We start from the raw sequence: 22159 nt of genomic DNA, 5'->3' as shown, positions 1-22159 counted from the left end.
GGGGTCGGAGCGGAGCCCAGTACTTACTGCGCACGCGACATACTGCACTTACAGGCCACGCGACATACTGCGCACGTGACTTACCGCGTACGCGCGGGGCCCAGGGCGTCGAGCAGATGTCGAACCGCGGGGGAGAGCGGCCCGGGTCGTACGGCAAGGCTGACGGCCAAGCGTGCGCCGAGCAGCGGCCGGAAAGCGATACGGCGGACCTGGGGCAGCTCACCCACAAGGTCGAAGACGGTCCACGACGCCGCGCCGCCCGCGGAGTCCGCGGCGATCGCCGTCAGGGTCTCCTGCAGGGTGGTGAAGTGCGGGCCGGCCGGCACATCGGTACCCGAGGCCCGCAGTAGCCCCGTCACCAGATCGTGAAAGGCCGGGTTGCGATCTCGCGGCGCCAACCGCAGTGGCAGGCCCGCGAGATCAGCCGGTTCGAGATGGGGCGAGGCTGCCAGGTGGTGCGTCGCGGCAAGGGCGACGATCAGCGGGTCGTCCCAGACCGCGACCGCCGCGAGGCCCGGCAGCTTTCCGTCACCACGGACGAGCGCGGCATCCAACTCGCCGCTCCGTAGTGCCTCGATTCGCTGCTCACGGGCCTCTTGGACCAACCGCACCCGAAGCCCCGGGACCCGTTCCGCCAGCACGTCGAGGGCCGGGTGCACGCGCTCGGCGAACGCCCTGGCGGTGCCAAGTCGCAGCACGCCCTCGCTGCCGGAGACGATCCCGGCGGCCAGGTGCTTCACACGGGCAGCGGCTGCGAGCGCGGCCCGCGCCTCCGGCAGCAGCCGCTCCCCGGCCGCTGTCAGCCTCACTCGGCGGGTGGACCGGTCGAAGAGGCGCAGGCCCAACCCCCGTTCGAGCCGGGCGACCTGCTGGCTCACCGAGGCCTGTACGACGTGCAGTCGTACCGCCGCCCGGCCGAAGCCGCCCTCGTCCGCGACCGCCGCGAAGTACTCGAGTTGCCGAAGTTCCACCGTGGTCACCGCCCCCTCCCGCGTCCGGTCCTGATGAGCACATTCATCGGCTCGAGTGATCACTGCCTTCATGAACAGCTTCTTGGACGCGCTGTGTTCCCGCGATGGACTAATGCCCACGGCCACTTACGCCCCTCCTGGCCACCCACGCTCCCTCATGGCCCCTCCTCTGGCCACCCACGCCTCCTGGCCACCCACGACCCCTCACGACGGCCCACAGTCACCCGCCGTCCCGAAGGAGTACGACATGCCCCGCAATCCACAAGCCTTGATCGTCCACGCACGGGACGCGGAGGAGGTGCCCCTGCCCGGAGGCGGCCAGTTCCGGCTGCTGGAAGACAGCCGAGCGACCGGTGGGCTCCTGGGGGCCAACCGCCTCGTCCTGCCGGCCGGCGCCGACGGCACACGCCCGCATCACCACCGCTTGTCCACTGAGCTCTTCTATGTGCTCGACGGCACCATGGATTTCCTGATCGACGGCACACTGACGGCTGTGGGCAAGGGCGGTCTGATCGTGCTGCCGCCCGGCACGGTGCACGCCTTCGGAGCGTCGGCCGACGGCCCGGCGGAGTTCTTCGCCGTGCTCACCCCGGGACTCGAACGGTTCGAATATTTCCGGCAGTTGGGGCGCATTGCACGAGGTGAGGCGGGGTGGGACAGCATGGACGAGCTGCACGACAGGTACGACGTGCATTTCGTCGGGGGAGCAGAGTGGCGCTGACAACGGGGTGGTCCGCAAGTCTGTCGAAGCGTGTCACGCTGCCGGCAGGCCGCTTCCTCGTGGACCGCCTCAATCGTCCCCTACGCTGCCGCCCCCGCCGGATCATCGAGCACCGCTCGCACGACCGAGTGCGCCGCCCCCAGCAGCGGTCCCTCGGAGCCCAGCCCGGAGACAGCGACAGCGCACGCCGTCCCCGCCGTGCGGGGCCCCAACTCGCCCTCCAATGACGGCAGCAACCAAGGCGCCAGCCGAGACAGGGCTCCACCGAGCACCACCGAGCGCGGATCCAGCAGATTCACGGCACCGGTGAGCGCGATGCCCAGGGCGGCTCCCGCACCGTGCAGCGCCCTTCGTACGTCCTCGTCGCCCTGCGCGGCGCGCTCCGCGAGAAGCCCGACGCGGTCCGCACGCGGATCAAGACCCGCCGCGCGCAACACCGCCTCTTCGCCCGCGTACTGCTCCAGGCAGCCTCGTCCGCCGCACGGACACGCCGGGCCGTCCGGCCAGACCGGCACATGCCCCAACTCGCCCGCGAAGCCACGTGTCCCGCGCAGCAGCCGGCCGTCGACGACCAGCGCGGCACCGATGCCGATCTCAGCCGATACGTGGAGGAAGTCCTGGGGCGCCTCGTCGCCGAGCCACAGCTCGGCCAGTGCACCGAAGTTGGCCTCGTTGTCCACCGTCAGCGGCAGCCTGTCCGGTAGCAGGGCGCCGAGATCGACGTCGTGCCAGTCGAGATTGGGAGCGCGCACCACCACCCCTGTCCCGCGGGCGACGAGGCCTGGGACGGCGAGGGCGATTCCCGCCGGACGCAGCCCTGCCAGGTGGGCTTCGTCGCTCACCTGCCGCACCAACGAGATGAGTTCCTTGAGGACAGGTTGAGGGGCACGTCCCCGGTTGTCTCCCTGTCGCACGGCACGCGCGCGTACTTCTCCGCGCAGGTCGACCACGCACACCGCGAGATGGTCGACGCCCACTTCGGCGCCGATGCCGGCCGGTCCGCTTCCGCTGACCGCGAGCGCGGAGCCAGGGCGCCCCACCTTGCCGGGGCGCCCGGGACCCAGCTCGTCCAGGAGCCCGGAGCGGATCAACTCGTCCACCAGGGTGGAGACCGCGGCCCGCGTCAGACCGATGCGGTTGGCCACGGCGGCACGGGACAGCGGCCCGTGCGCCGCGACGGCGTGCATGACGCGCGAGAGGTTGCGGCGGCGCATTCCCTGCTGGGTGTCGGGCAGCGAGGCGCCGGACGTGCCCCGGCGCGCGTCGTGCGGTGGTGCGGTCATGCCCCCGTCAGTCCCTGTCTTCCGTCCTCATGGCCGGGTGTCCTCGTGGCCCCTTGCGTCGAGCAGCGACGCCGCGTCGGAGACTACCCCGGCGATCCGCGCGAGCGCCGACTCGTCCCGCTCCACAGGGGGAAGCACCGGCCCATCCGCCGTGCCCCAGCGGCGCGCGACAGCCGCCGGATCCTCGCCCGTGAGGAGGCCCGCGGCTTGGGCGGCGGCGCCGAGGGCAACCAGTTCCCTGGCATCGGGCACCTGAACGGCCCGCCCCGACAAGCGCCGAACGGTGTCCTGCCACGCCGTGCCCCGCGCTCCGCCGCCAATGAGCAGGAGCGGAGCCGAGCGGTCCGCGTCCGCGTCCAGGACCAGATCGAGAGCCCCAAGCAGCGAGTGCACAGCCCCGTCGTAGGCCGCCTGCAGCACCTGCCCCGGAGTCGTGTCGTGCCGCAGCCCGTGCAGCAGCCCCGAGGCATGCGGCAGGTCAGGGGTGCGCTCGCCGTCCAGGTAGGGCAGCAGGGTGACGGCGCCGCCCGCCTCCACCGCCTCACGGTCGAGGCTCAGCAGCGCGGCCACCCGGTCCACGGCCAGGGTGCAGTTGAGGGTGCAGGCCAGCGGCAGCCAGTCGCCGCGCGCGTCTGCGAAGCCGGCCACGGTGCCCGTGGGATCGGCCTGGCGGCGCGTGGAGACCGCGTACACGGTGCCCGATGTTCCCAGGCTCAGGACCGGCATCCCGGGGCGCAGGCCGAGGCCGAGCGCCGCCGCCGCGTTGTCGCCGGTCCCGGGGGCGACGAGCGTGCCCTTGGAGAAGGGAAGTTCCCCGCTCCCGCGCACGGTGCCGACGACCTCACCGGGGCGCACCACGCGCGGCAGCAGCTCCGGGTCAAGGCCTACGAGCCCCAGGATCTCCTCGTCGTACGCCTCCGTCGCCGGCGCCCACCACCCCGTACCGGAGGCGTCGCCCCGGTCGGTCGTGCCGTTTCCGGTGAGGCGTTCGGTCAGGTAGTCGTGGGGGAGTCGCACGGCTGCGGTGGCGCGGGCCGCCTCTGGCTCGTGCTCGCTGAGCCAGGCCCACTTGGTCACCGTGAAGGAGGGCCCCGGCACGCTGCCGACGCGCTCGGCCCATACTTTCGGGCCTCCCAGGCGGTCCACCAGAGAGCGGGCCTGCGCCGCCGAGCGCACGTCGTTCCACAGCAGCGCGGGCCGCACCGGCCTGGACCGCGCATCCAGCGTGACGAGCCCGTGCTGCTGGCCGCCGACCGAGACCGCGGCGGCCTCGCGCGCCGGCTCGCCGCACTGGTCGAGAGCCGCGCACAGGGCGTTCCACCACTCCTCCGGGTCGCTCTCGCGGGCGGCCCCCGAGCTGAGGCTGTGCGGGGCCTGGCCGCTCGCCACCACCCTGCCGGTGGCGGCGTCGACGACCAGGACCTTCGTGGACTGCGTGGAGCTGTCCACGCCGACGACGAGTGGCCCGTCGGCTACTGGCGCTGATGACATCGGGGGTCTCCGTTCCCGCGGCTCTGTCCGGGCATGCCCGGACTTCTTTCCGTCCGACCTTCCCAGGGGTGCCTCCGGATACTAATTTGTTAAGTGCCATGACGAAATAGTCGCGGCAGTCGGACACGAGCGCGCACGATGCCGTGCCGGCTCGGCCGCACACCCGTGCACCAGATATCCAGGGAGCCGCACATGACGTACCAGCCCACTCCTGAGGACAAGTTCACCTTCGGCCTGTGGACCGTCGGCTGGCAGGGAAGGGACCCGTTCGGCGACGCGACCAGGGCGGCCATCGACCCGGCCGACTCCGTGCGGCACCTGGCCGAACTGGGTGCCTACGGAGTGACCTTCCACGACGACGACCTGATCCCCTTCGGTGCCACGGACACCGAGCGCGAGTCGCACATCAAGCGTTTCCGGCAGGCGCTCGACGCGACGGGCCTCGTCGTGCCGATGGCGACCACCAACCTCTTCACGCACCCCGTCTTCAAGGACGGGGGGTTCACCGCCAACGACCGGGACGTGCGCCGCTACGCACTGCGCAAGACCATCCGCAACATCGACCTCGCGGTGGAACTGGGCGCTCACACGTACGTCGCGTGGGGCGGCAGGGAGGGCGCGGAGTCCGGGGCGGCGAAGGACGTACGCGTCGCTCTCGACCGCATGAAGGAGGCCTTCGACCTGCTGGGCGAGTATGTGACGGAGCAGGGGTACGACCTGCGCTTCGCGATCGAGCCCAAGCCGAACGAGCCACGCGGCGACATTCTTCTGCCCACGGTGGGGCACGCCCTGGCCTTCATCGAGCGCCTGGAGCGTTCCGACCTGTTCGGCGTCAACCCCGAAGTGGGCCATGAACAGATGGCCGGCCTCAACTTCCCGCACTCCATCGCGCAGGCCCTGTGGGCGGGCAAGCTCTTCCACATCGACCTCAACGGCCAGACCGGCATCAAGTACGACCAGGACCTGCGCTTCGGGGCCGGCGATCTGCGCAGCGCCTTCTGGCTGGTCGACCTCCTGGAGAGGGGCGGTTACGAGGGGCCGCGGCACTTCGACTTCAAGCCGCCGCGCACGGAGGACTACACGGGCGTGTGGGCGTCGGCCGCCGGCTGCATGCGCAACTACCTGATCCTTCGGGAGCGTTCGGCGGCGTTCCGTGCCGACCCGGAGGTCCAGGAGGCCCTGCGGGCATCCCGCTTGGACGAGCTGTCCTTGCCGACAGCCGAGGACGGCCTCTCCGGGCTGCTCGCCGACCGCGGTGCCTTCGAGGGCTTCGACGTGACGGCAGCCGCGGACCGTGGCATGGCCTTCGAACACCTCGACCAGCTGGCCATGGACCACCTCCTGGGGGCGCGGGGTTGACCGGAGGCTCCCAATCCGGAGGCAGCAACTTGTGCGCAGGGGTCGCATCTTGACCCATTCGAGGCGACTCTTGATGGTATGGCCATGCCGCCCGTACCGCCGCCTCCCCCTCCACCGGGTGACACGCCCCCTCCGGGCGACGGCGGCTTCGGACCGCCCGGGGGAGGGTACGGGCCGCCTCCGGGCGACGGGTTCGGACCACCTCCGGGCGGCGGGGGATGGCCTCCTGCGGGCGGCGGCGGTGCGCCCCCTGGTGGAGGCGGGTGGCCTCCTGCTCCGCCGCCGAGTGGGCCGTCCGGACGCCGGGGCGGACTCTTCATCCTGCTTGCGGTGATCGTCGCGATCGGAGCCGTCGTCGCCGTGGTACTTGTGGCCACCAGCGGTGACGGTTCAGGAGACAAGAAGGACCCCTCCGAGAGCAGTGAGAGCTCGGACAGTCAGCCAACCCCTTCGCTGAGCATCCCGTCGGAGATCCCCTCCGAGCTGCCGACGGAGGTTCCCTCGAACCTGCCCAGCGGCCTGCCTTCGGACTTCCCGAGCGAACTGCCGAGCGAACTGCCGAGCGAGCTGCCGAGCGACCTGGACCCCTTGGTCCCGTCACGTGCGGACAGTGAAGTGCGCTACTACTTCTTGAAGGTGGACGTCACGAAACCGAGGCCCTGACCGGCGGGTTCGACGCGGAGCCGGCGGGCTCAGAGACCCCTCGGCAGCCGCACGTACGTCACCGTGGTCTCCACGTCGCTGTCCACCAGCCGGCCTTCTTCGTCGAACGCCTCAGCCCCGTCCGTCATCCCGAAGTCGTTGTCGCTGATCAGGGCGAGCGTGCGGCCGTCCACGCGGGCCACACCTTCGATCTTGTCGGGTACGCCGTCGATGCCACCCAGATCGACCAGGAGACGCTTCTCCAGGACGGGCACTCCGGCGGCCGCCGGATCGTCGAGCTGCTCCAGGGAGGGCTTCGTGGAGGCGTCGTCCCACCGCTCGCCGAGAATGTCGGAGCGGCGGTCCAGCCTCACCGTCTGCAGCCGCGCGGCCTTGTCGGTGCGCTCCTCGACCAGGAGCCGGTCCCGGCCGACGGCCACCACGGAGGAGATCTTCAGCTCGGATGTGTCGCCCTCGCCCGGATCGACGACACCCACGGCGTCGAAGCGGTACGCGTACTCGGCGGTGACCGCCTGCTTCTTGGGCGAGAAACGCAGCAGGCGCGTCGTCCGCGACGCGTCACCCGTGTCCTCGTCCGGCACGGACAGCGGGCTCTGGACCGCCATCACCAGGTCCCCGCCCGGCAGTTGGGCAAGCCCCTCGAAGCCCCGATTGCCCTTGCGGTGCAGCAGGACGCCCGGAAGCGCCTCGACGACCGGATAGCCGGCACCCGACAGCTTCAGGCCCTCGGGGACATAGCGCTTGATCACCTTCCCGCGTGCGGAGACATGGACGAGCGAGGGCCCGTACTCGTCGACCAGCCAGAAGCTGCCGTCGTTCGCCCGCACAATGCCTTCGGTGTCGAGACCGTTCGGGTCATAGGTCAGCGCCGTCTTCGCGTCGTAGGTGTACGGCGCCTCATCGCGTCCCTCCTGATTGGGGAGCCCGGTGACGGGCTCCCCGGAGGAGGTCGTCACCGGGAGCGCGTCGATGACCTTCACGGTGTCACCGAAGACGCGGACCTTCACGATCGCCGGATCGAAACCGGGGACGGGGAAGGTGCGTCGCTTCTTGCCGTCCACCGTGATCTGGCCGTTGGGCCCGCGGTCGGTGACCGTCCAGAACTCGCCCTTGCGGCCTGCCGGATAGATGTCACTTCCGATGCCGCCGAGATCCACACCGCGGTCATCGCTCACCGTGCCGGGCAGCAGGGAGTTGCTGAACGCCCCCAGAGGTACGTCGCCGAGCGTCGCTGTCGAGGTGATCCGGGGCGTCTTCTCCTGGCCACCGGACTGGGCGCCCGTGGCGGTGCCGGTCACCGCGATCGCCACGAGCACGGCGAACGGCACACCCGCGGCGACGGAACGGCGTACCTGACGCTTACGGGCGGCGTGCGGGGACATGAGTGCCTCCTGGGGAGCGAGTGTTCGGTGACAGCGATCAGACTTCGCCGTCGCCGCGAACACAGGGAGGCAGGGAGATGAACGTGAGGGTGCGTGCTGACGGCGCCTCCCGCGAGGGGTAGGAGGCGCCGCCGTCATGTGCGGGCCGGTCGGCAGCAGTTGGGCACCTGGCCCTTGTCGCCCCCCTTCGCCTAGATCGCGCTGACGCACTCCATCACTACGGGGCCCTGCGGGACGGGGGAGCCCAGTCGCGGTCGGCGCCCCCTGAACCGGTGTGATCCACACTCTCGGATGTCATGCTCGCGCTCAATCGCTGGTCAGGGGGAGTGCACGCGCCGGTGTTCCCGGCGTGCGCGTGAGTGGCTCGGGTGCGCCGGTGGCCGCCGCGCGCATTCCTGCCGGGTGGACAGTTTCGGCGGCGTAACGCGCTGGGGGGGATCGCTGCCGGTGAGCGAGCTGGGGCTCGGATTCGGTGCGGCGTGAGCGGGCCGTGGGCTCGGGTCCGGTGCGGGCGAGCGCAAGGCTCGCACCGGACCCGCCGGCTATTCGCCGCCGGTCACCACGGCCAGTGCGGTCGCGGGGTCGTGGGCCGCGGGGCCCGCCGGGGCCCATCGGCCGCGCTCCTTGCGGTAGGGCCACCAGCGGCCGTCGGAGCCGTGCCGCAACTGGGCGTCGCTCCCGACCACGGTCCAGCGATTGCGGGAGGCGCGCAGCGCTGGACGCTCCCCCTCGTCCCAGGCCGTGTCCAGTGCCGCTCGCGCGCGTGCCAGTGCGTCCGCCTCGGGGGTCCACTCCGTTTCCAGGACGGACAGCGCGGCCAGGCCTCCGTACTCCCAGGCCCGTACGGCCAGCGCGAGGCCGTCCTTGCCCCGGCCCGCGGCGGTCGCGAGGCGCGCGGCCACCGGCGCGGGAGCAGTGGCGGCAAGGCGCACGGCATCCTCGTCCAACGTCAATTCCTGCTCGACAGGGAGCCGTTCGTGGCCGGGGGAGAGCGCCTCGGCCAGCAGCCGGTGCGCCTCCACCGCCGCCTGCGTCGCCAGGAACTCGACTGCCGCCACATCGAGACCGGGCGCGGGCTCCGCCTCCGTGTCGAGGGAAGGCGGCAGACCGGGCTCAGGCGGCAGCGGAGGCAGTTGGGGCAGCGGGGGCAGGATGGCCCCCTCCGCGTACGCCTCGTCGGCGTCCACGCCCTCCTGGGCCCCCTCCTGCTCCGCCGCGGGCGTCTCCTCGGCCTCCGCCCGGGCCACGCTCCGTACTTGGAGCTCGTCCAGCAGCTCGCGTTCCGCACGGCCACGCATCAGGAACAGCACGAACGGATCCTGGTCGAGCAGCCGGGCCACCTGATAGCAGAGCGCGGCAGTGTGCCCGCAGTGGTCCCATGCGTCGCAGTCGCACTCCGGCTCCAGATCACCGATGCCGGGCAGGAGTTCGACACCCGCTGCTGCCGCGTCCTCCACCAGGTGCGGCGGCATCTCACGGTCGAGCAGCGCCGCGATGTGCCCGGCCCGCTCGACGGCCATGCCCAGGAAGCGGTCCCACTCGTCCTCACTGAGCCGCTGCAGGAGTACGTCGGAGCGGCGCGGGGTGCCGTCGCGGTCCTGGACGACCGCGGTGATCCGGCCGGGGCGCACCGAAACCGCGCCCACCGCTCCCGCGCGCGCGAGCCTGCGTCCGGCCTTCAACTGCGCGAGGTCCAGCGCCGTGTCCTCAAGGGCCTTCAGCCAGGCCTGGCCCCACCAGCTCTGTGCGAACCCCCGGCCGTGCGTGGCCGGCAGCGCGGCAAAGGTGCGCTCGTGCGCGTACGCGCCCTCCCCGTGGCCGCCGTCCCCGTGGGTCCCGCCGTTCGGCTCTTCGTACCTGTCGTTCATCGAGTCCCCCCTCGCAGTTCCACCAGATCCGACAGCTCGGCGTCGGTGAGTTCCGTCAGCGCCGCCTCCCCGGAACCGAGCACCGAGTCCGCCAACTCCCTCTTGCGCGACAGCATGTCGGCGATGCGGTCCTCGATCGTCCCCTCCGCGATCAGGCGGTGCACCTGCACCGGCTGTGTCTGCCCGATGCGGTATGCCCGGTCGGTGGCCTGCGCCTCGACAGCGGGGTTCCACCAGCGGTCGTAGTGCACGACATGCTCGGCCCGCGTCAGATTCAGACCGGTGCCCGCAGCCTTCAACGACAGCAGGAAGACCGGGACTTCACCGGCCTGGAAGCGCTCCACCATCGCCTCGCGCGCCGCGATGGGCGTACCGCCGTGCAGGAACTGGGACGGGGTGCCGCGGCCCGCCAGGTGCTGCTCGATGAGGCGTGCCATCTGGACGTACTGCGTGAAGATGAGCACGCTCGCGTCTTCGGAGAGGATCGTGTCGAGCAGCTCGTCGAGGAGTTCCAGCTTTCCGGAACGGCCCTCGATCCGCGGCTTGCCCTCCTTGAGGTACTGCGCCGGGTGGTTGCAGATCTGCTTGAGACCGGTGAACAGCTTGACGATCAGGCCCCGCCGCGCGAAGCCGTCGGCGCCGGAGATCTCGGCGAGCGTCTCGCGCACCACGGCTTCGTAGAGGCCCGTCTGCTCCGTGGTGAGAGACACGGCCCGGTCGGTCTCCGTCTTGGGCGGCAGTTCGGGTGCGATGCCCGGGTCGGACTTGCGCCTGCGCAGCAGGAAGGGGCGCACGAGCTGGCCGAGCCGCTCGGCGGCCGCAGGGTCCTTACCGCTTTCGACCGCCTGGGCGTAGCGGGTGCGGAAGGTGCCGAGCTTCCCGAGCAGGCCCGGTGTCGTCCAGTCGAGAATGGCCCACAGTTCGGAGAGGTTGTTCTCCACAGGGGTGCCGGTGAGTGCCACGCGCGCGCGTGCGCCAATGGTGCGCAGCTGTTTGGCTGTGGCCGAGTACGGGTTCTTGACGTGCTGGGCCTCGTCTGCCACGACCATGCCCCAAGAGGTGTGCGCCAGGCTGTCCGCGTCGAGCCGCATCGTGCCGTACGTGGTGAGCACGAACTCCCCGTCGGCGAGGGCCTCCAGGCTGCGCTGAGCGCCGTGGAAGCGGCGTACGGGGGTGCCGGGGGCGAACTTCTCGATCTCGCGCTGCCAGTTGCCCATGAGGGACGTGGGGCAGACGACCAGGGTGGGTCCCGCGGAATCGCCGGCGGTCTGCCGGTGCAGATGCAGGGAGATGAGCGTGATCGTCTTGCCGAGGCCCATGTCGTCGGCGAGGCAGCCGCCCAGGCCCAGGGAGGTCATCCGGGCCAGCCAGTTCAGGCCGCGCAACTGATAGTCGCGCAGGTCCGCGGCGAGCGCTTCGGGCTGGCCGACAGGCTCCATGCCCTCGGGGTCCGCGAGGCGTTCGCGCAGTGTGGCGAGCCAGCCCGTCGGCTGTACCTCCACGCGCCGCCCGCCCACTTCGGTGGTGCCCGTCAGGACGGCGCTCAGGGCATCGATCGGTGTGACCTTGTGATCCTGATGTGCGCGAGCGCGCCGCGCCTCTTCGGGATCGATGAGCACCCACTGGTCGCGCAGACGGACCACGGGGCGGTTGGCCTCGGCGAGACGGTCGAGCTCTGCGCGGGACAGCTGCTGATCGCCCAGCGCGAACCGCCAGTTGAAGGCGAGCAACGCGTCGGTGGAGAGGTACGAGGGTGTGTCCGAGGACGGCTTGTCCGGGGCCTTCGCGTCGTCGTCGGGCGGGCCGACGACCGCGCGGGCGGTCAGATTGCGTGCCAGCTCCTTGGGCCAGTGAACGTCGACACCCGCGGTGGCGAGCAAGCGGGACCCCTCGCCCAGGAGTGAGGTGACCTCTTCGTCGGCGAGCTCGATCGCATCGGGGACAGTGGCCGAGAGAAGTGGGGCGAGCGGCGGCCACGCGCGCGTGGCGCGTCGCAGCGCGAGCAGTGCGTCCATCCGCGACCGCGCGCCGAAGGCCTGCCCCGATGCGCCGGAACCGGCCCACACCTCCGCCGCGTCCGCGACGAGCGAGGGGTCGCTGACGCTGTGCATCTGCAGCACGGCGCGGAACGGCGGCCGGGTCCCGTCGGGGGTGTCCGACACCAGGCCGGGCACCTCGACGCGCAGCGAGATCCGTACGCCTGCATCGTGCCCGGCGGCCACATCGGTGGCCCAGGGACGCTGCTCGGGAATGTGCTGGGGCTGCGGAGCGGCGAAGGCCGGAGCGCCGGCGGCCAGCGTCGCGGCGGGGGAGCGCGGCAGCGTATCGGCCACCGCGTCCAGGAACTGGCGCAGCAGCCGCTCCGGTTCGGGCAGCCGCAGGGGCTCGGAGTCGCCCCCCAGCGGAAGGGCGTGCGCGGCGGGGGGCATGGCGGCGGCGAGATCGCGCAGACGTCGCAGGTCGTCGGCGCCCAGGGGGCCCGAGCGCCACGCGTCGTCATCACCCGGTGTCAGGCCGGGCAACAGCAGTCCGCGCGCGGCGAATTGCAGCGCGAGCACGCCTGCCGTGCCCCAGAAAGCGGCCGTCGGGTGAACCCCGGCCGACGCACGCGCGCGTGTCAGGACCGGGAGTGCCACGCGCATCGGCAGCACTACTGCGGATACGTCGCTGAGCTGGGCGCCGTCGTCGCCGGGCACCGCGATGGTCAGCTCCTCGATGGTGCCCGCGGAGCAGGCGGGCGGCGCGTCTCCCTCGGGACGCCAGAAGGCGACCCGGCCGGTGCGCGCCGGGTCGGCGGAGACGAACAGGACGGAGCAGCGGGACAGTTCAGAGATCTCGGAAGATGACGCGGCAGAGGGCCTGTGCACGGCGATGGCGCATTCCTCAAACTTGACTACTGGGACTGGAGCGGCCGAGAGTACAACACGTCACGCCGAAGGCGTTAGCGATCGCGAGGTGATCCATGTCACGACGTCTCGGGGGTGTACCCAACCCCCCTTCCGAGCGGTGCTGACCCCCTCCCAAGACGGGTGAAGGCGCCATTGTTGCCGCAGGTCACGGGCCCATACGTTGTGCCATGTCAGCCCGATCCAGTCAGAGACCGGAGACCTCACCATGTCCCAGGCCGTCGCAGCAGTCGCGGAGCGTTCCCCAGGCACCACCACAAGGCAGCCGGCCGGGAGCGATTTCACGCCTCTCCTGCGCACCGTCAAGGAGCAGGGGCTCCTGGGTCGCCGCACCGGCTGGTATGCCCGCACCATCGTGATCAACACCGTTGCGCTGGCCGCCGTGGCGACGGGCATGTTCCTCGTCGGCGGCTCCTGGTGGGTGCTGCTCCTCGCGCCCGTCCTGGCCGCGCTGTGTGCCCGTACGGCGTTCATAGGCCATGACGCGGGTCACTCCCAGATCACCGGCGACCGCGGCGTGAGCCGCGCCATCGGTCTCGTGCACGGCAACCTCCTCCTCGGCATGAGCTCGGCCTGGTGGAACGACAAACACAACCGCCACCACGCCAACCCCAATCACCTCGACAAGGACCCCGACGTCGCAGCGGACGTCCTCGTCTGGACCAGCAAGCAGGCCAAGGTCCGCGTGGGCTTCCGGGGCTGGCTAACCCGCAACCAGGCATGGCTGTTCTTCCCGCTGACGCTGCTCCAGGGCATCGCCATGAAGATCTACGGCTTCCAGGACCTGCGCCGCCAGGCGCCGCGCGAACGCGTGCTCGAAGGCCTTCTCCTGGTGGCGCACCTCGTCGGATACGTGACGCTCCTGCTCGTGACCATGCCGGTGAGTCACGCCCTCGTCTTCGCCGCCATCCACCAGGCGCTCTTCGGCCTGCACCTCGGGCTGGCCTTCGCGCCCAACCACAAGGGCATGGAAATGCCCGACCCGGACGGGGAGCGCTGGGGCCATCTCAGCCGCCAGGTCCTCACCTCGCGCAACATCCGCGGCAGCGCGCTGACCGACTGGTTCCTGGGCGGACTCAATTACCAGATCGAGCACCACCTGTTCCCGAGCATGCCCCGCCCCAGTCTGCGGCGTGCCCAGCCCCTGGTCCGCGCCCACTGCGCCGAGCTGGGCATGCCGTACACGGAAGCCGGGTTCATCGACTCCTACCGACAGGTACTGCGCCACATGTACGAGGTCGGCGAGCCGCTGAGGGCCGAGTAGCCGGGCGGAGACGCGCTGCGGCTCAGGGTTGCGTCAGGGTTGCTCCTCAGGGGTCTCTCAGGGGAGCAGTCTGGAACCGTGGACGGCCTGAGCCCGTTTCTCAAGACAGAGAGCGGCAGCTGCCGCGAAGGAGGCGACGCACATGTCGAAGAACGCGAAGATCGCCGCAGGAGGTGTGGCGGCCGGCATCATCCTGTTGATCTGGCTGCCCTGGTGGGCCGCCCTCCTGATCGTGCTCGGGGTCCCGGCCGCGGCCTATCTGACGCTCGACCCCGGACAGCGGCGCAGGCTGCGCCGTGTCTCGCGCAAGGAGCTCGGCCACTGACCCTGCACCCCGGAGCGGGCACCGCGCCGGGGAGCGGACACGCGACGCGCAGGGGCTGACGGCTTTTCCGCTCGCGGTCCCGCCCCCGGCGGGACCGCGAGCGGAAAACCCATTGCGCCCCAGTAGCTCGGCGGTGACCATGGCGCACATGACTTCCCGAAAGGAGGCCCAGCGATCCCACGGTGATCGCTGATGGCCGCACACGAGGCGTCGCTGACGCCGTCCCCCCAGCCTCAGCCCACTCCCGCGCCGCTGACGTCGGCCTGGCTGAAGGCCCACTTCGACCCGCTGCCCTTCCCGGCCCGCATGAGCGCCCTCGCCCGCTACGCCCGAGCGCTCACCGAGGACGCGTACGGCACACTCCGCGCGGCTCTCACCGCGGGAACCCCTGACGAACGGCACACCGGCCTCTTCCTCGCCGTTGCCCGACGCGACCTCACCACCATCGCCGAAGCCCTCACCGACCCCCTCCTGCGCCGCCGCGCCCTCGCGGCCGCCATCCGGCTACCCGTGCCGGAAACAGCCCTGGAGCAGCTCGCGTTGAGCGACATCGGGGCGGCCCGGCACGAGACCTACCGCGTCCTGCGCCTCAGTCGACGGCACACCCTCGCCGCACGCCTGCTGCCCGACGTCCACGAACGGTTCGGTGCGCGGGACGCCGCCCGGCTGCTGCCCGCGTGCCCCGCACAGACGGTTGCCGCTTGGCTGCCACGTCTCGATCCACCTCCGGGCGTCCTGAGCGCACTGACCCGCACCGCACCGCTCGCCGTGGCCCAGCTGCTCGTCACCCGGGGCGAGAGCCGTGCCAACCACGGCCGCTATCACTTCACAAACCGTAACCGCGCGGTCGCGAGCACGGCCGCGGAACGCGACTCGGAAGCGGGGCTGCTCCTCCTGGCGCGGGCGCCGGACCTCCTGACGCCGCGAGCGGCCCGCACGCTGCTGCGCCGTCCGGCCCACGTCATGGAGATCCTGCGCGCAGCCCCGCCCAACCAGGACGGCTCTCCCCGCGAACTACCGATCTCCGCCGGTGCGTTGCCGCCCGCCACACTGCGCGGCCTACGCGCCCTCCCACCCGCTGACCTGGTGGACCTCGCCCGTCGCTGCCCTGTAACGCAGCCGCGGCACCACGGGCCGGGCCGTCACGACACCGAGCCCGACAGCCTGCTGGTACTGCTGCCCGCGGCGGAGCGCCGCCGCCTGGTCGAGGAACGCACCACCCGTCGCCGCTCGGTGCGGAGCCTGCCCGTGGCTGCCCTCACGGCCCTGGAGCCGGCCGACAGAGCGGCGCTCGTCATGCCCTGGGTGGAGCGATGGTCGCGTCGGGAATGGACATCGAGCCGACTGGCCGTCGCGCTCCCACTCGGCCTGGGAGAACCGCTGCTGCGCCACATGGCCGGGCAGCACCGCATCCATCAGCGACTGATGGCCTGGCCGGCGCTGCTCGCCTGCGCCGAACTCGAGGGCGACCCGGACGAGTTCGCGAGGATCGCGGGGGACTGCGAGCGGGCCTGGCACGACCAGGAGGAGGTGCGCAGGGCCGCCCTCCAGCAGCTCGCCGGGGCGCCCCCGCGTCTGCTTGCGGCGTTGCCCGACCGCGTCCTGCGTGACGCGGCGCTGACCACCGTCCAGTCCCGCGACTCGACCGCCCACACCCTGGCCGCGGCGGAACAACTGCTCCGCCGCGGCGCGGAAAGTGCCGCGGCGACCGGCAGGCTCAACCGTGCGGCCTATGCGACGCAATTGCTCTGCCACGTCGTCTCCGACCCGCGCTCCCGCAAGACAGCGGCGCCGTTGCGCATCGGTGAGGAAGGGGCGCGTGCCGTCTTGTCCGTGGTCCTGCCGGGCACACCGGCACGTCCCGATCTCCGCATGGCCCTCGCGGAACTCCTCGCGTCGCACCTCGCCGCGCTGCCGGAACTCGACGCTCTCGTGCGTGACATGGCATGGGAGTCCGATGACCCGGACCTCGCCGCCCGCGCGGCAGCCGCCTGGGCGGTGCCGGTGGCGCTGCGGGAACGACGCAGCGCCGAACTGATCGGCCACGACGCCTCGTTCGCGGCAGTGCCGACCATCCTGCGCACCGTCGTCACCCGTCGTACCGACCTGCTGGACTCCGTACTGCTCGCCGCCAGGGAAGGGCTCACGGGCCAGGTACGCCCCCGGGCCGCCTCCTGGGCCGCGGGGCTGCACCCCGGTGTCACCGGTCGTTGGCTGCCCGAACAACGCCGCAGGTGGGACGAACACCACGCGCGCGTCGCCGCCGACGAGCATGCCCCCTTGCGTACCCGAGCCGACGCGGCAGCGCAGGTGCGCGAACCGGCGCTGCTCACGACACTCGCGGAGTCGGCGCCACAGCCCGTAGCCGCGGCGGCACTCGGTGCGCTGGGCAGCGTCCTCATGAAGGCTCAGGATGGCGTGCTGCCCTCTACGGAGTCCCTGCTGGGCGTCCTGCTGCGGCACGCCGCGACGGGCGGCGTCCGGGGCCGGGCCGCCATGGCGTCTGTCCGCCGGCTCCTGGAGACGGTGCCGGACCCGGAAGCGGTCGCCCTGCTCAGCCCCGTGGCCTGCGCAGCGGATGCCCCGGTCGGCTCCCGCAAGGAAGCCGTCCGAGCCCTTGGCACGCTCACCGGGGCCGCGGCGTTCGAGGCCATGGTGGCTGCCTGGGATGCACCGGGGCAACACCGTGACGTACGCGCCGTCGTGGCACGCCACCTCCTTTTCGCGATCGACCGCCCCGCCATCGCCGCCCGTCTGGCTCTTGCGGCGGATGAACCCGCCGTACGGGAAGCGGTGATCCACGCGCGCGTGGGGCCGGTGAGTGAATCTGCGGGGGAGGGCTACGCGGACTTCCTGGCCCGCCTGGTACGGGACGGTGACGAAGAGACCGTGGTCGCCGCGTGCCGTGCCCTGCCCGCCTGGTGCACGCCGAAATCGTCCGACGCCATGCGGGCTGTGGCCGACGTCGCCACGGACCCGGTGCGGCGTCGACGGGAGTGGGACGCCGCCGCACAGCAGCTGGCCTGGCTCCCCCTGGGGCGGGTCGGAGGGCCTATTCTCAAGGACGCCTTCCGGCGGCTTCAGGAACGCGCCCTCACCCCGGATCCTCAGGTGCGCGCTGACGCGCTCCGTCGCCTCTCCGGCATCGGCGAGGCCATACGCGTCCGGCGAGGCTCTGCCCAGATGCTCCTCATCGCAGACTCCCTGGCCCTGTCGCTGCGCGCCGTCGGCCTGTACGCCGAGGCGGCAGCCCTGACATGGGACACGTCGCTGGCCGCCGTGCGGCACGGCGAACATCACGCCGGGCGCTGGGAGCGGCTGCTGGACCTGGTCGAGGAACGCCCCGAACGGCTGCCCCTGGCGAGCGGATTCCATCTGGAGGTCCCCACGCCGCGCGCGCGTGCGGCCCTGCTCGCCGCCGGCTGCCTGCTGCGTGAACGAGGCACTCCGGCGGCCGGACTGATGGCGCTCGCGCTCGTGCGCGTTGGTGGACGGGCGACATCGTGGGACCAGGCGTGGCGCGCTGAACTGGAGGCCCTGCGCGATCACGCGGACCACGACACAGCGATGGCGGCGCTTCTCCTCGACCCCGAGCAGAGTCCCTGAGCAAGACGCGGGACCGGCGGGGTAAGGGGGATCAGGCGGGGCGCACGGCCATTTTGTCGAGCGCGTCGAGGAGCAAGGGGAGTTCGGGCCCGCGGCCCACCGGCAGTACCTCTCCCGGCTCTTCGTCGAGAAGTACGAACGCGATGTCGTCGGTCCTGGCGACCATGGACCAGCCGGGACCGTCGGCGCGCAGCGTGCGTGCCTCCCCGGAGGCGAACGAGGATCGCACGCGGCCCAGGGGCGGCGGAGTACTCACGTATGCCCGTGCTTCCGCAAGGACGCGACGCACACCGGCGAGCGGAGCCTGTCCAGCGTCGGCTTCGGCTTCGACAGCGGCTTCGGCCTGGGGGGTGTGGCCGCTCTCCGAGCCGGTGTGCGCGCCCTCCTGCGCCGCGCCCTCCTCGGCACGGTCGGTCAGGAAGTCGTCTTCGTCGACCTGCTCGCGCCACGCCGCCCACTGGAGCGCGATCTCGTCGGCGCCGAGCCGACGCTGCGCAGGACCCCAAGTGTCGGATTGCGGAGGAGCGAGCGGCTTCTGGTCCGCTTCCTCGGGCTCGGGATCGTGAGGAGCGGGCACGTTGGGCGCCGCGACGGCGACCGCGAGCGGCCAGCCGGGCAGCGCGGCGACCACCGTACGTTCGTCGGGCGACAAGTCGTACTCCATGCCGCAGTCCCAGGATGCGATGGCGACGGCCACCAGTGACACGTCGTCGATCACGACCGTCCACCGTGCGCCCGCACCGTCCTGACCGAGCACCAGGCCGTACCCCGCCGCGAGCGGCGCGAGCCCCAGCGCCGCGCACGCCTCCGGATAGTCGTCACCGAGCACACTCGGGAACTTCGCGGGTGTCAGCAGCACCGCGGTCAGCACGTACAGCGCGTCGTCCTCGGCGGCGACAGCGTCGTCCGTTCCGGCCATGCCAGCCTCCCCATCGCTTCATCCGTCGGCGCACCCTAACCACAGGTCTGCTTGATCGTCGAGGGGCGCGTGACCAGGAAGGTCGCTCGTAGGTACCGGGAAACTCGCTCGTACACCCTCGTGGCGGGCACCTACGCTGGGTGTCATGCCCAGAGCCAGTTCGCACTTCGTCTGTCTGCCGTGCCGTGCTTCTTTCAAGAAGGCGGCCGACTACGGCCGTGTGCGTGTCGACATCTGCCCCCAGTGCGGAGGCCAGTTGCTCAACGCGGGCTCGGCGCTCGCCGTGCCCAAGCGCCGCGACACGGCGGCCTGGCGTGCCCTGAGCGCGGTCCTGCTGTCCGGGCTCCGCTTCCGGCAGGGCTGTTGCGGCGGCCCCGGCTACCGCCCACGCACTGCGCGCGAGGTCCGAGAACGCCTCGCGCACGCGGCCGGGACAGGCAACCCCCTCCATGAGGCACTGGCCTGCCCCGATCTCACGCCCACGGATGTCAGGCGGCAGGCAGGCCGAGGAGCGTACGCGCCACGTCCGTCGGCGACTCGTCGCGTTCCCGGGCGAGAGCGATGACCGCTCGGCAGGCGAGTTCGCTGACACCGAAGGACAGGGCCTCCGGCGACACCCAGCCTGTGGCTTCGTCCTGGCGGTCCTGGTCGTCCTCGGCGCACGCCGCCACGTAGACGGCAGCCGCCTCGAAGAGGTTGTGCGGGCGTTCCTCTTTCTTGACGCGAACAGCTTCGTCCGAGCGCCACAGCTTGCGGAGCTTGTCGAACATGTGGGCCGCCTTCCCCCGGTTGTGGTTGCCGCTGATGATCACTCATCTGTTGTACCCCAACGTAGAGTTGGAGCTCCGGCGAAAGAAGGGGGACAGTGCGGTGAAGCGCTATGACCGGCTCAAGGAGATCCTGCGTCTCGACCCGGAGAAGGATGCCCTCACGATCTACCGACTCACCGCGACGTATGAGTTCCCATGGGACTACACCCGCGCTCTCGAGTTCGCGCTCTACCGCACGTACGCCGTGCCCAGCATCGGTCGACTCCTCGCTGAGACAGCGGAACTGACGGATCGCACGCAGAAGCGGTACGACGACACGGCCCTGCTCCTCGATGCCGTAGTGGAGCACGGATTCGGCACGGACGAGGGCCGCACCGCGATCCGCCGCATCAACCAGATGCACCGCAGCTATGACATCAGCAATGAAGACATGCGTTACGTGCTGTGCACGTTCGTGGTGATGCCCAAGCGCTGGATCGATGCCTACGGATGGCGCAAGCTGTCCCGACACGAGATGACTGCGGCCGCCGTCTACTACCGCACGTTGGGCCGGAACATGGGGATCCAGGGGATCCCGGAGTCCTACGAGGCTTTCGAGATGTGTCTCGATGCCTACGAAGAGGCCCACTTCGCGTGGGACGAGGGAGCGCGCAGGGTCTCCGACGCGACCCTCGACCTCATGGCGTCCTGGTACCCGCGTCCTCTGGCGCCCTTGCTGCGTGCCTCGACCCTCGCGCTGCTCGACGACCCCCTCCTGCGCGCCTTCCGCTACGAACCACCAGGCCCCGCCACCCGCACGCTGGTCAGGCGAGCGGTGCGGTTGCGCGGCCGTGCCGTGCGCTTGCTGCCGCCCCGTAACGCGCCGCACTACGCCCGCCAGAACCGGGAGATCAAGGGGTACCCGAAGGGGTACCGGATCGGCGAACTCGGCACGTTCCCGGTGCCCGGCATCCGGGGCTGCCCGGTGGCGCACACGGACGAGTCGGCGGCCGCCTCGGCGGAGTGAGCTCAAGTTCAGCGGAGTGGACTCAACGTCGCCCGCGGTCAGTCGAGTTCGGCACGGTTCGTCGCGAGCGCGAGGAACCGCGCGTCCTCGTCGACGTACGAGGTCAGTTGCCAGCCCGCATCGGCGAGCAACGGGCGGAGGTTGCCCTCGGCCCGCAGATCGTCCGGGGTGATCTGTCGGTCCTGCCGCGCCGCGAGCGCCGCCCTGCCGATGGGGTGGAAGAGGGCGAGGGTTCCTCCGGGGCGCACGACGCGCCTCAACTCCCGCAAGTTCGCCACCGGATCGGGCAGATGGGAGATCAGCCCCGCTCCGAACACGGCGTCGAGAGACGCGTCGCGCAGTGGAAGCCGGGTCACGTCCCCGAGCAGGAGATGCCCTTCGCGGTCTCTGGCCGCCCGTGTGGCGGCCTCCAGCATGGCGGGAGTCAGGTCGATCCCGACTACGACCCCGGAGGGCCCTACGGCGGCCCTGAGCGCGGTCAGCGCGCGTCCGGTGCCGCACCCGGCGTCGAGGACTCGGCCGCCGGGGCTCAGGCCGAGCTCGGACGCGGCGGCCCGATAGGCGGGCCCGTCGTCGGGGAACCTGCTGTCCCAGTCGGCCGCTCGGGCGGAGAAGAAGTCACGGACACGCGTGTGGTCATCGCTCATGTGGACATGATTGCTCAACGACTCGCGTGTGCGTTGGGGGCACACGTTCGAGCGTGACGCGATCGTTCAAGGCCCTCTCTCAGTCATATTCCAACACCTTTCGAACTGCGCCCCCGTTGTGCGCCCCTGTCCGGACTAGCGTCCCGGAGCCATGGGACACCTGGACCACGCCACCTTCGGCTGGCTGACCCCCGTGCTGTCGTACGCGATGGCCTGTATCGGCGCCGCCCTCGGGCTGCGCTGCACCGTCCGTGCGCTCGGCGCCACGGGCACCTCACGCCGCAACTGGCTCATCACCGCGGCCTCGGCCATCGGCACGGGGATCTGGACGATGCACTTCGTGGCCATGCTCGGCTTCGGCGTCACCGGCACCGAGATCCACTACAACGTACCCCTGACGATCTTGAGCCTTGTCGTGGCGATGGCCGTCGTCGGAGTCGGCGTCTTCGCCGTCGGCTACGGCCGTGACCGCGGGCGCGCGCTCGCGCTCGGCGGGCTCACGACCGGGCTCGGCGTCGCGAGCATGCATTATCTGGGCATGGCCGCGCTGCGGCTGCACGGCGACGTGCGCTACGACCCCGTACTGGTCGGCCTCTCCGTTGTCATCGCCGTCGTCGCCGCGACCGCGGCCCTGTGGGCGGCCCTCAACATCAAGTCGCCTCTCGCGGTAGCCGTCGCGTCACTTGTCATGGGCGGAGCGGTGAGCAGCATGCACTACACCGGAATGCTGGCCGTGAGCGTGCGTGTCACCGAGTCGGGTGCGGCACTGCCCGGGGCGACGACCATGCAGTTCATTTTCCCCCTCGCGGTCGGCCTTGGGTCCTATCTCTTCTTGACCTCGGCGTTTGTCGCGCTCTCCCCGACCTCGGGAGAGCGCGAGGCCTCCGTGGCGGCCCAGCGACCGGTGGAGCCTGCCGCCCCATAGCGTCGCACTCGAACCGGGCACGGTCCGGCGGACTCACCCCCGAAATCTCTCCG

General features: G+C 71.2%; 17 protein-coding genes. 8 read left to right on the top strand and 9 right to left on the bottom strand.

Features of this window, described 5'->3' with window-relative positions; translation table 11 throughout:
* Positions 1 to 80: 80 nt before the first annotated feature.
* Complete coding sequence (locus ACZ5WE_RS08425; protein WP_467684510.1) at positions 81 to 980, bottom strand: LysR family transcriptional regulator; 900 nt, start codon at positions 978 to 980, stop codon at positions 81 to 83.
* Positions 981 to 1218: 238 nt separating this feature from the next.
* Here ACZ5WE_RS08425 and ACZ5WE_RS08420 point away from each other — a divergent pair, with 238 nt between their 5' ends.
* Complete coding sequence (locus tag ACZ5WE_RS08420; protein ID WP_467684512.1) at positions 1219 to 1692, top strand: cupin domain-containing protein; 474 nt, start codon at positions 1219 to 1221, stop codon at positions 1690 to 1692.
* An 80-nt stretch (positions 1693 to 1772) separates the two neighbouring features.
* Here the strand turns inward: ACZ5WE_RS08420 and ACZ5WE_RS08415 are convergent, their stop codons facing one another.
* Positions 1773 to 2975: an ROK family protein gene (locus ACZ5WE_RS08415; protein ID WP_467684514.1), complete on the bottom strand. Its 1203-nt coding sequence runs from the start codon at positions 2973 to 2975 to the stop codon at positions 1773 to 1775.
* 27 nt (positions 2976 to 3002) lie between these two features.
* On the bottom strand, positions 3003 to 4466 hold the full coding sequence (gene xylB / locus ACZ5WE_RS08410; RefSeq protein ID WP_467684516.1) for a xylulokinase: 1464 nt from the start codon (positions 4464 to 4466) through the stop codon (positions 3003 to 3005).
* Positions 4467 to 4658: 192 nt separating this feature from the next.
* Here xylB and xylA point away from each other — a divergent pair, with 192 nt between their 5' ends.
* Together xylA and ACZ5WE_RS08400 are read left to right on the top strand one after the other, a co-directional pair.
* Positions 4659 to 5825: a xylose isomerase gene (gene xylA, locus ACZ5WE_RS08405; protein ID WP_467684518.1), complete on the top strand. Its 1167-nt coding sequence runs from the start codon at positions 4659 to 4661 to the stop codon at positions 5823 to 5825.
* Between the two features lie 330 nt (positions 5826 to 6155).
* A complete protein-coding gene (locus ACZ5WE_RS08400) occupies positions 6156 to 6488 on the top strand; it encodes a hypothetical protein (protein WP_467684520.1) in 333 nt (110 codons plus the stop codon).
* Positions 6489 to 6517: 29 nt separating this feature from the next.
* Here the strand turns inward: ACZ5WE_RS08400 and ACZ5WE_RS08395 are convergent, their stop codons facing one another.
* The 3 genes from ACZ5WE_RS08395 to ACZ5WE_RS08385 all read right to left on the bottom strand — a co-directional run bounded on the left by ACZ5WE_RS08395 (position 6518) and on the right by ACZ5WE_RS08385 (position 12605).
* The gene (locus ACZ5WE_RS08395) at positions 6518 to 7870 is read right to left on the bottom strand and encodes an esterase-like activity of phytase family protein (RefSeq protein WP_467684522.1); all 1353 of its coding nucleotides are present in this window, start codon (positions 7868 to 7870) and stop codon (positions 6518 to 6520) included.
* Positions 7871 to 8412: 542 nt separating this feature from the next.
* Positions 8413 to 9738 carry an SWIM zinc finger family protein gene (locus tag ACZ5WE_RS08390; RefSeq protein ID WP_467684524.1) on the bottom strand — a complete coding sequence of 442 codons (1326 nt, stop codon included), beginning with the start codon at positions 9736 to 9738 and terminating at the stop codon, positions 8413 to 8415.
* Positions 9735 to 12605: a DEAD/DEAH box helicase gene (locus ACZ5WE_RS08385; RefSeq protein WP_467684526.1), complete on the bottom strand. Its 2871-nt coding sequence runs from the start codon at positions 12603 to 12605 to the stop codon at positions 9735 to 9737. The genes ACZ5WE_RS08390 and ACZ5WE_RS08385 overlap by 4 nt, the downstream gene beginning before the upstream one ends.
* A 247-nt stretch (positions 12606 to 12852) precedes the next feature.
* Between ACZ5WE_RS08385 and ACZ5WE_RS08380 the strand changes: the two genes are divergently transcribed.
* From ACZ5WE_RS08380 to ACZ5WE_RS08370, 3 genes are all read left to right on the top strand, one after another.
* Positions 12853 to 13908, top strand: coding sequence for a fatty acid desaturase family protein (locus ACZ5WE_RS08380; protein WP_467684528.1), 1056 nt, complete (start codon positions 12853 to 12855; stop codon positions 13906 to 13908).
* Positions 13909 to 14050: 142 nt separating this feature from the next.
* Positions 14051 to 14233, top strand: coding sequence for a hypothetical protein (locus tag ACZ5WE_RS08375; RefSeq protein ID WP_344522782.1), 183 nt, complete (start codon positions 14051 to 14053; stop codon positions 14231 to 14233).
* 192 nt (positions 14234 to 14425) lie between these two features.
* On the top strand, positions 14426 to 17839 hold the full coding sequence (locus ACZ5WE_RS08370; protein ID WP_467684530.1) for a hypothetical protein: 3414 nt from the start codon (positions 14426 to 14428) through the stop codon (positions 17837 to 17839).
* 31 nt (positions 17840 to 17870) lie between these two features.
* Here ACZ5WE_RS08370 and ACZ5WE_RS08365 read toward each other — a convergent pair whose 3' ends face one another.
* Together ACZ5WE_RS08365 and ACZ5WE_RS08360 are read right to left on the bottom strand one after the other, a co-directional pair.
* A complete protein-coding gene (locus tag ACZ5WE_RS08365) occupies positions 17871 to 18758 on the bottom strand; it encodes a hypothetical protein (RefSeq protein ID WP_467684532.1) in 888 nt (295 codons plus the stop codon).
* Positions 18759 to 19246: 488 nt separating this feature from the next.
* Complete coding sequence (locus ACZ5WE_RS08360; protein ID WP_453398570.1) at positions 19247 to 19528, bottom strand: hypothetical protein; 282 nt, start codon at positions 19526 to 19528, stop codon at positions 19247 to 19249.
* A gap of 100 nt (positions 19529 to 19628) precedes the next feature.
* Between ACZ5WE_RS08360 and ACZ5WE_RS08355 the strand changes: the two genes are divergently transcribed.
* Positions 19629 to 20534, top strand: coding sequence for an oxygenase MpaB family protein (locus tag ACZ5WE_RS08355; protein ID WP_467684534.1), 906 nt, complete (start codon positions 19629 to 19631; stop codon positions 20532 to 20534).
* A gap of 38 nt (positions 20535 to 20572) precedes the next feature.
* Here the strand turns inward: ACZ5WE_RS08355 and ACZ5WE_RS08350 are convergent, their stop codons facing one another.
* Positions 20573 to 21181 (bottom strand): class I SAM-dependent methyltransferase, encoded by a 609-nt coding sequence (locus tag ACZ5WE_RS08350; protein ID WP_467684536.1) that lies wholly within the window; start codon positions 21179 to 21181, stop codon positions 20573 to 20575.
* 151 nt (positions 21182 to 21332) lie between these two features.
* On the opposite strand from ACZ5WE_RS08350, the gene ACZ5WE_RS08345 reads away from it, so the two are divergent.
* A complete protein-coding gene (locus ACZ5WE_RS08345) occupies positions 21333 to 22106 on the top strand; it encodes an MHYT domain-containing protein (protein WP_467684538.1) in 774 nt (257 codons plus the stop codon).
* The last annotated feature ends 53 nt before the right edge of the window (positions 22107 to 22159 follow it).

It is taken from the genome of Streptomyces sp. NPDC033180, assembly GCF_055577645.1.
This window is presented reverse-complemented; position numbering and strand designations above follow the sequence as displayed.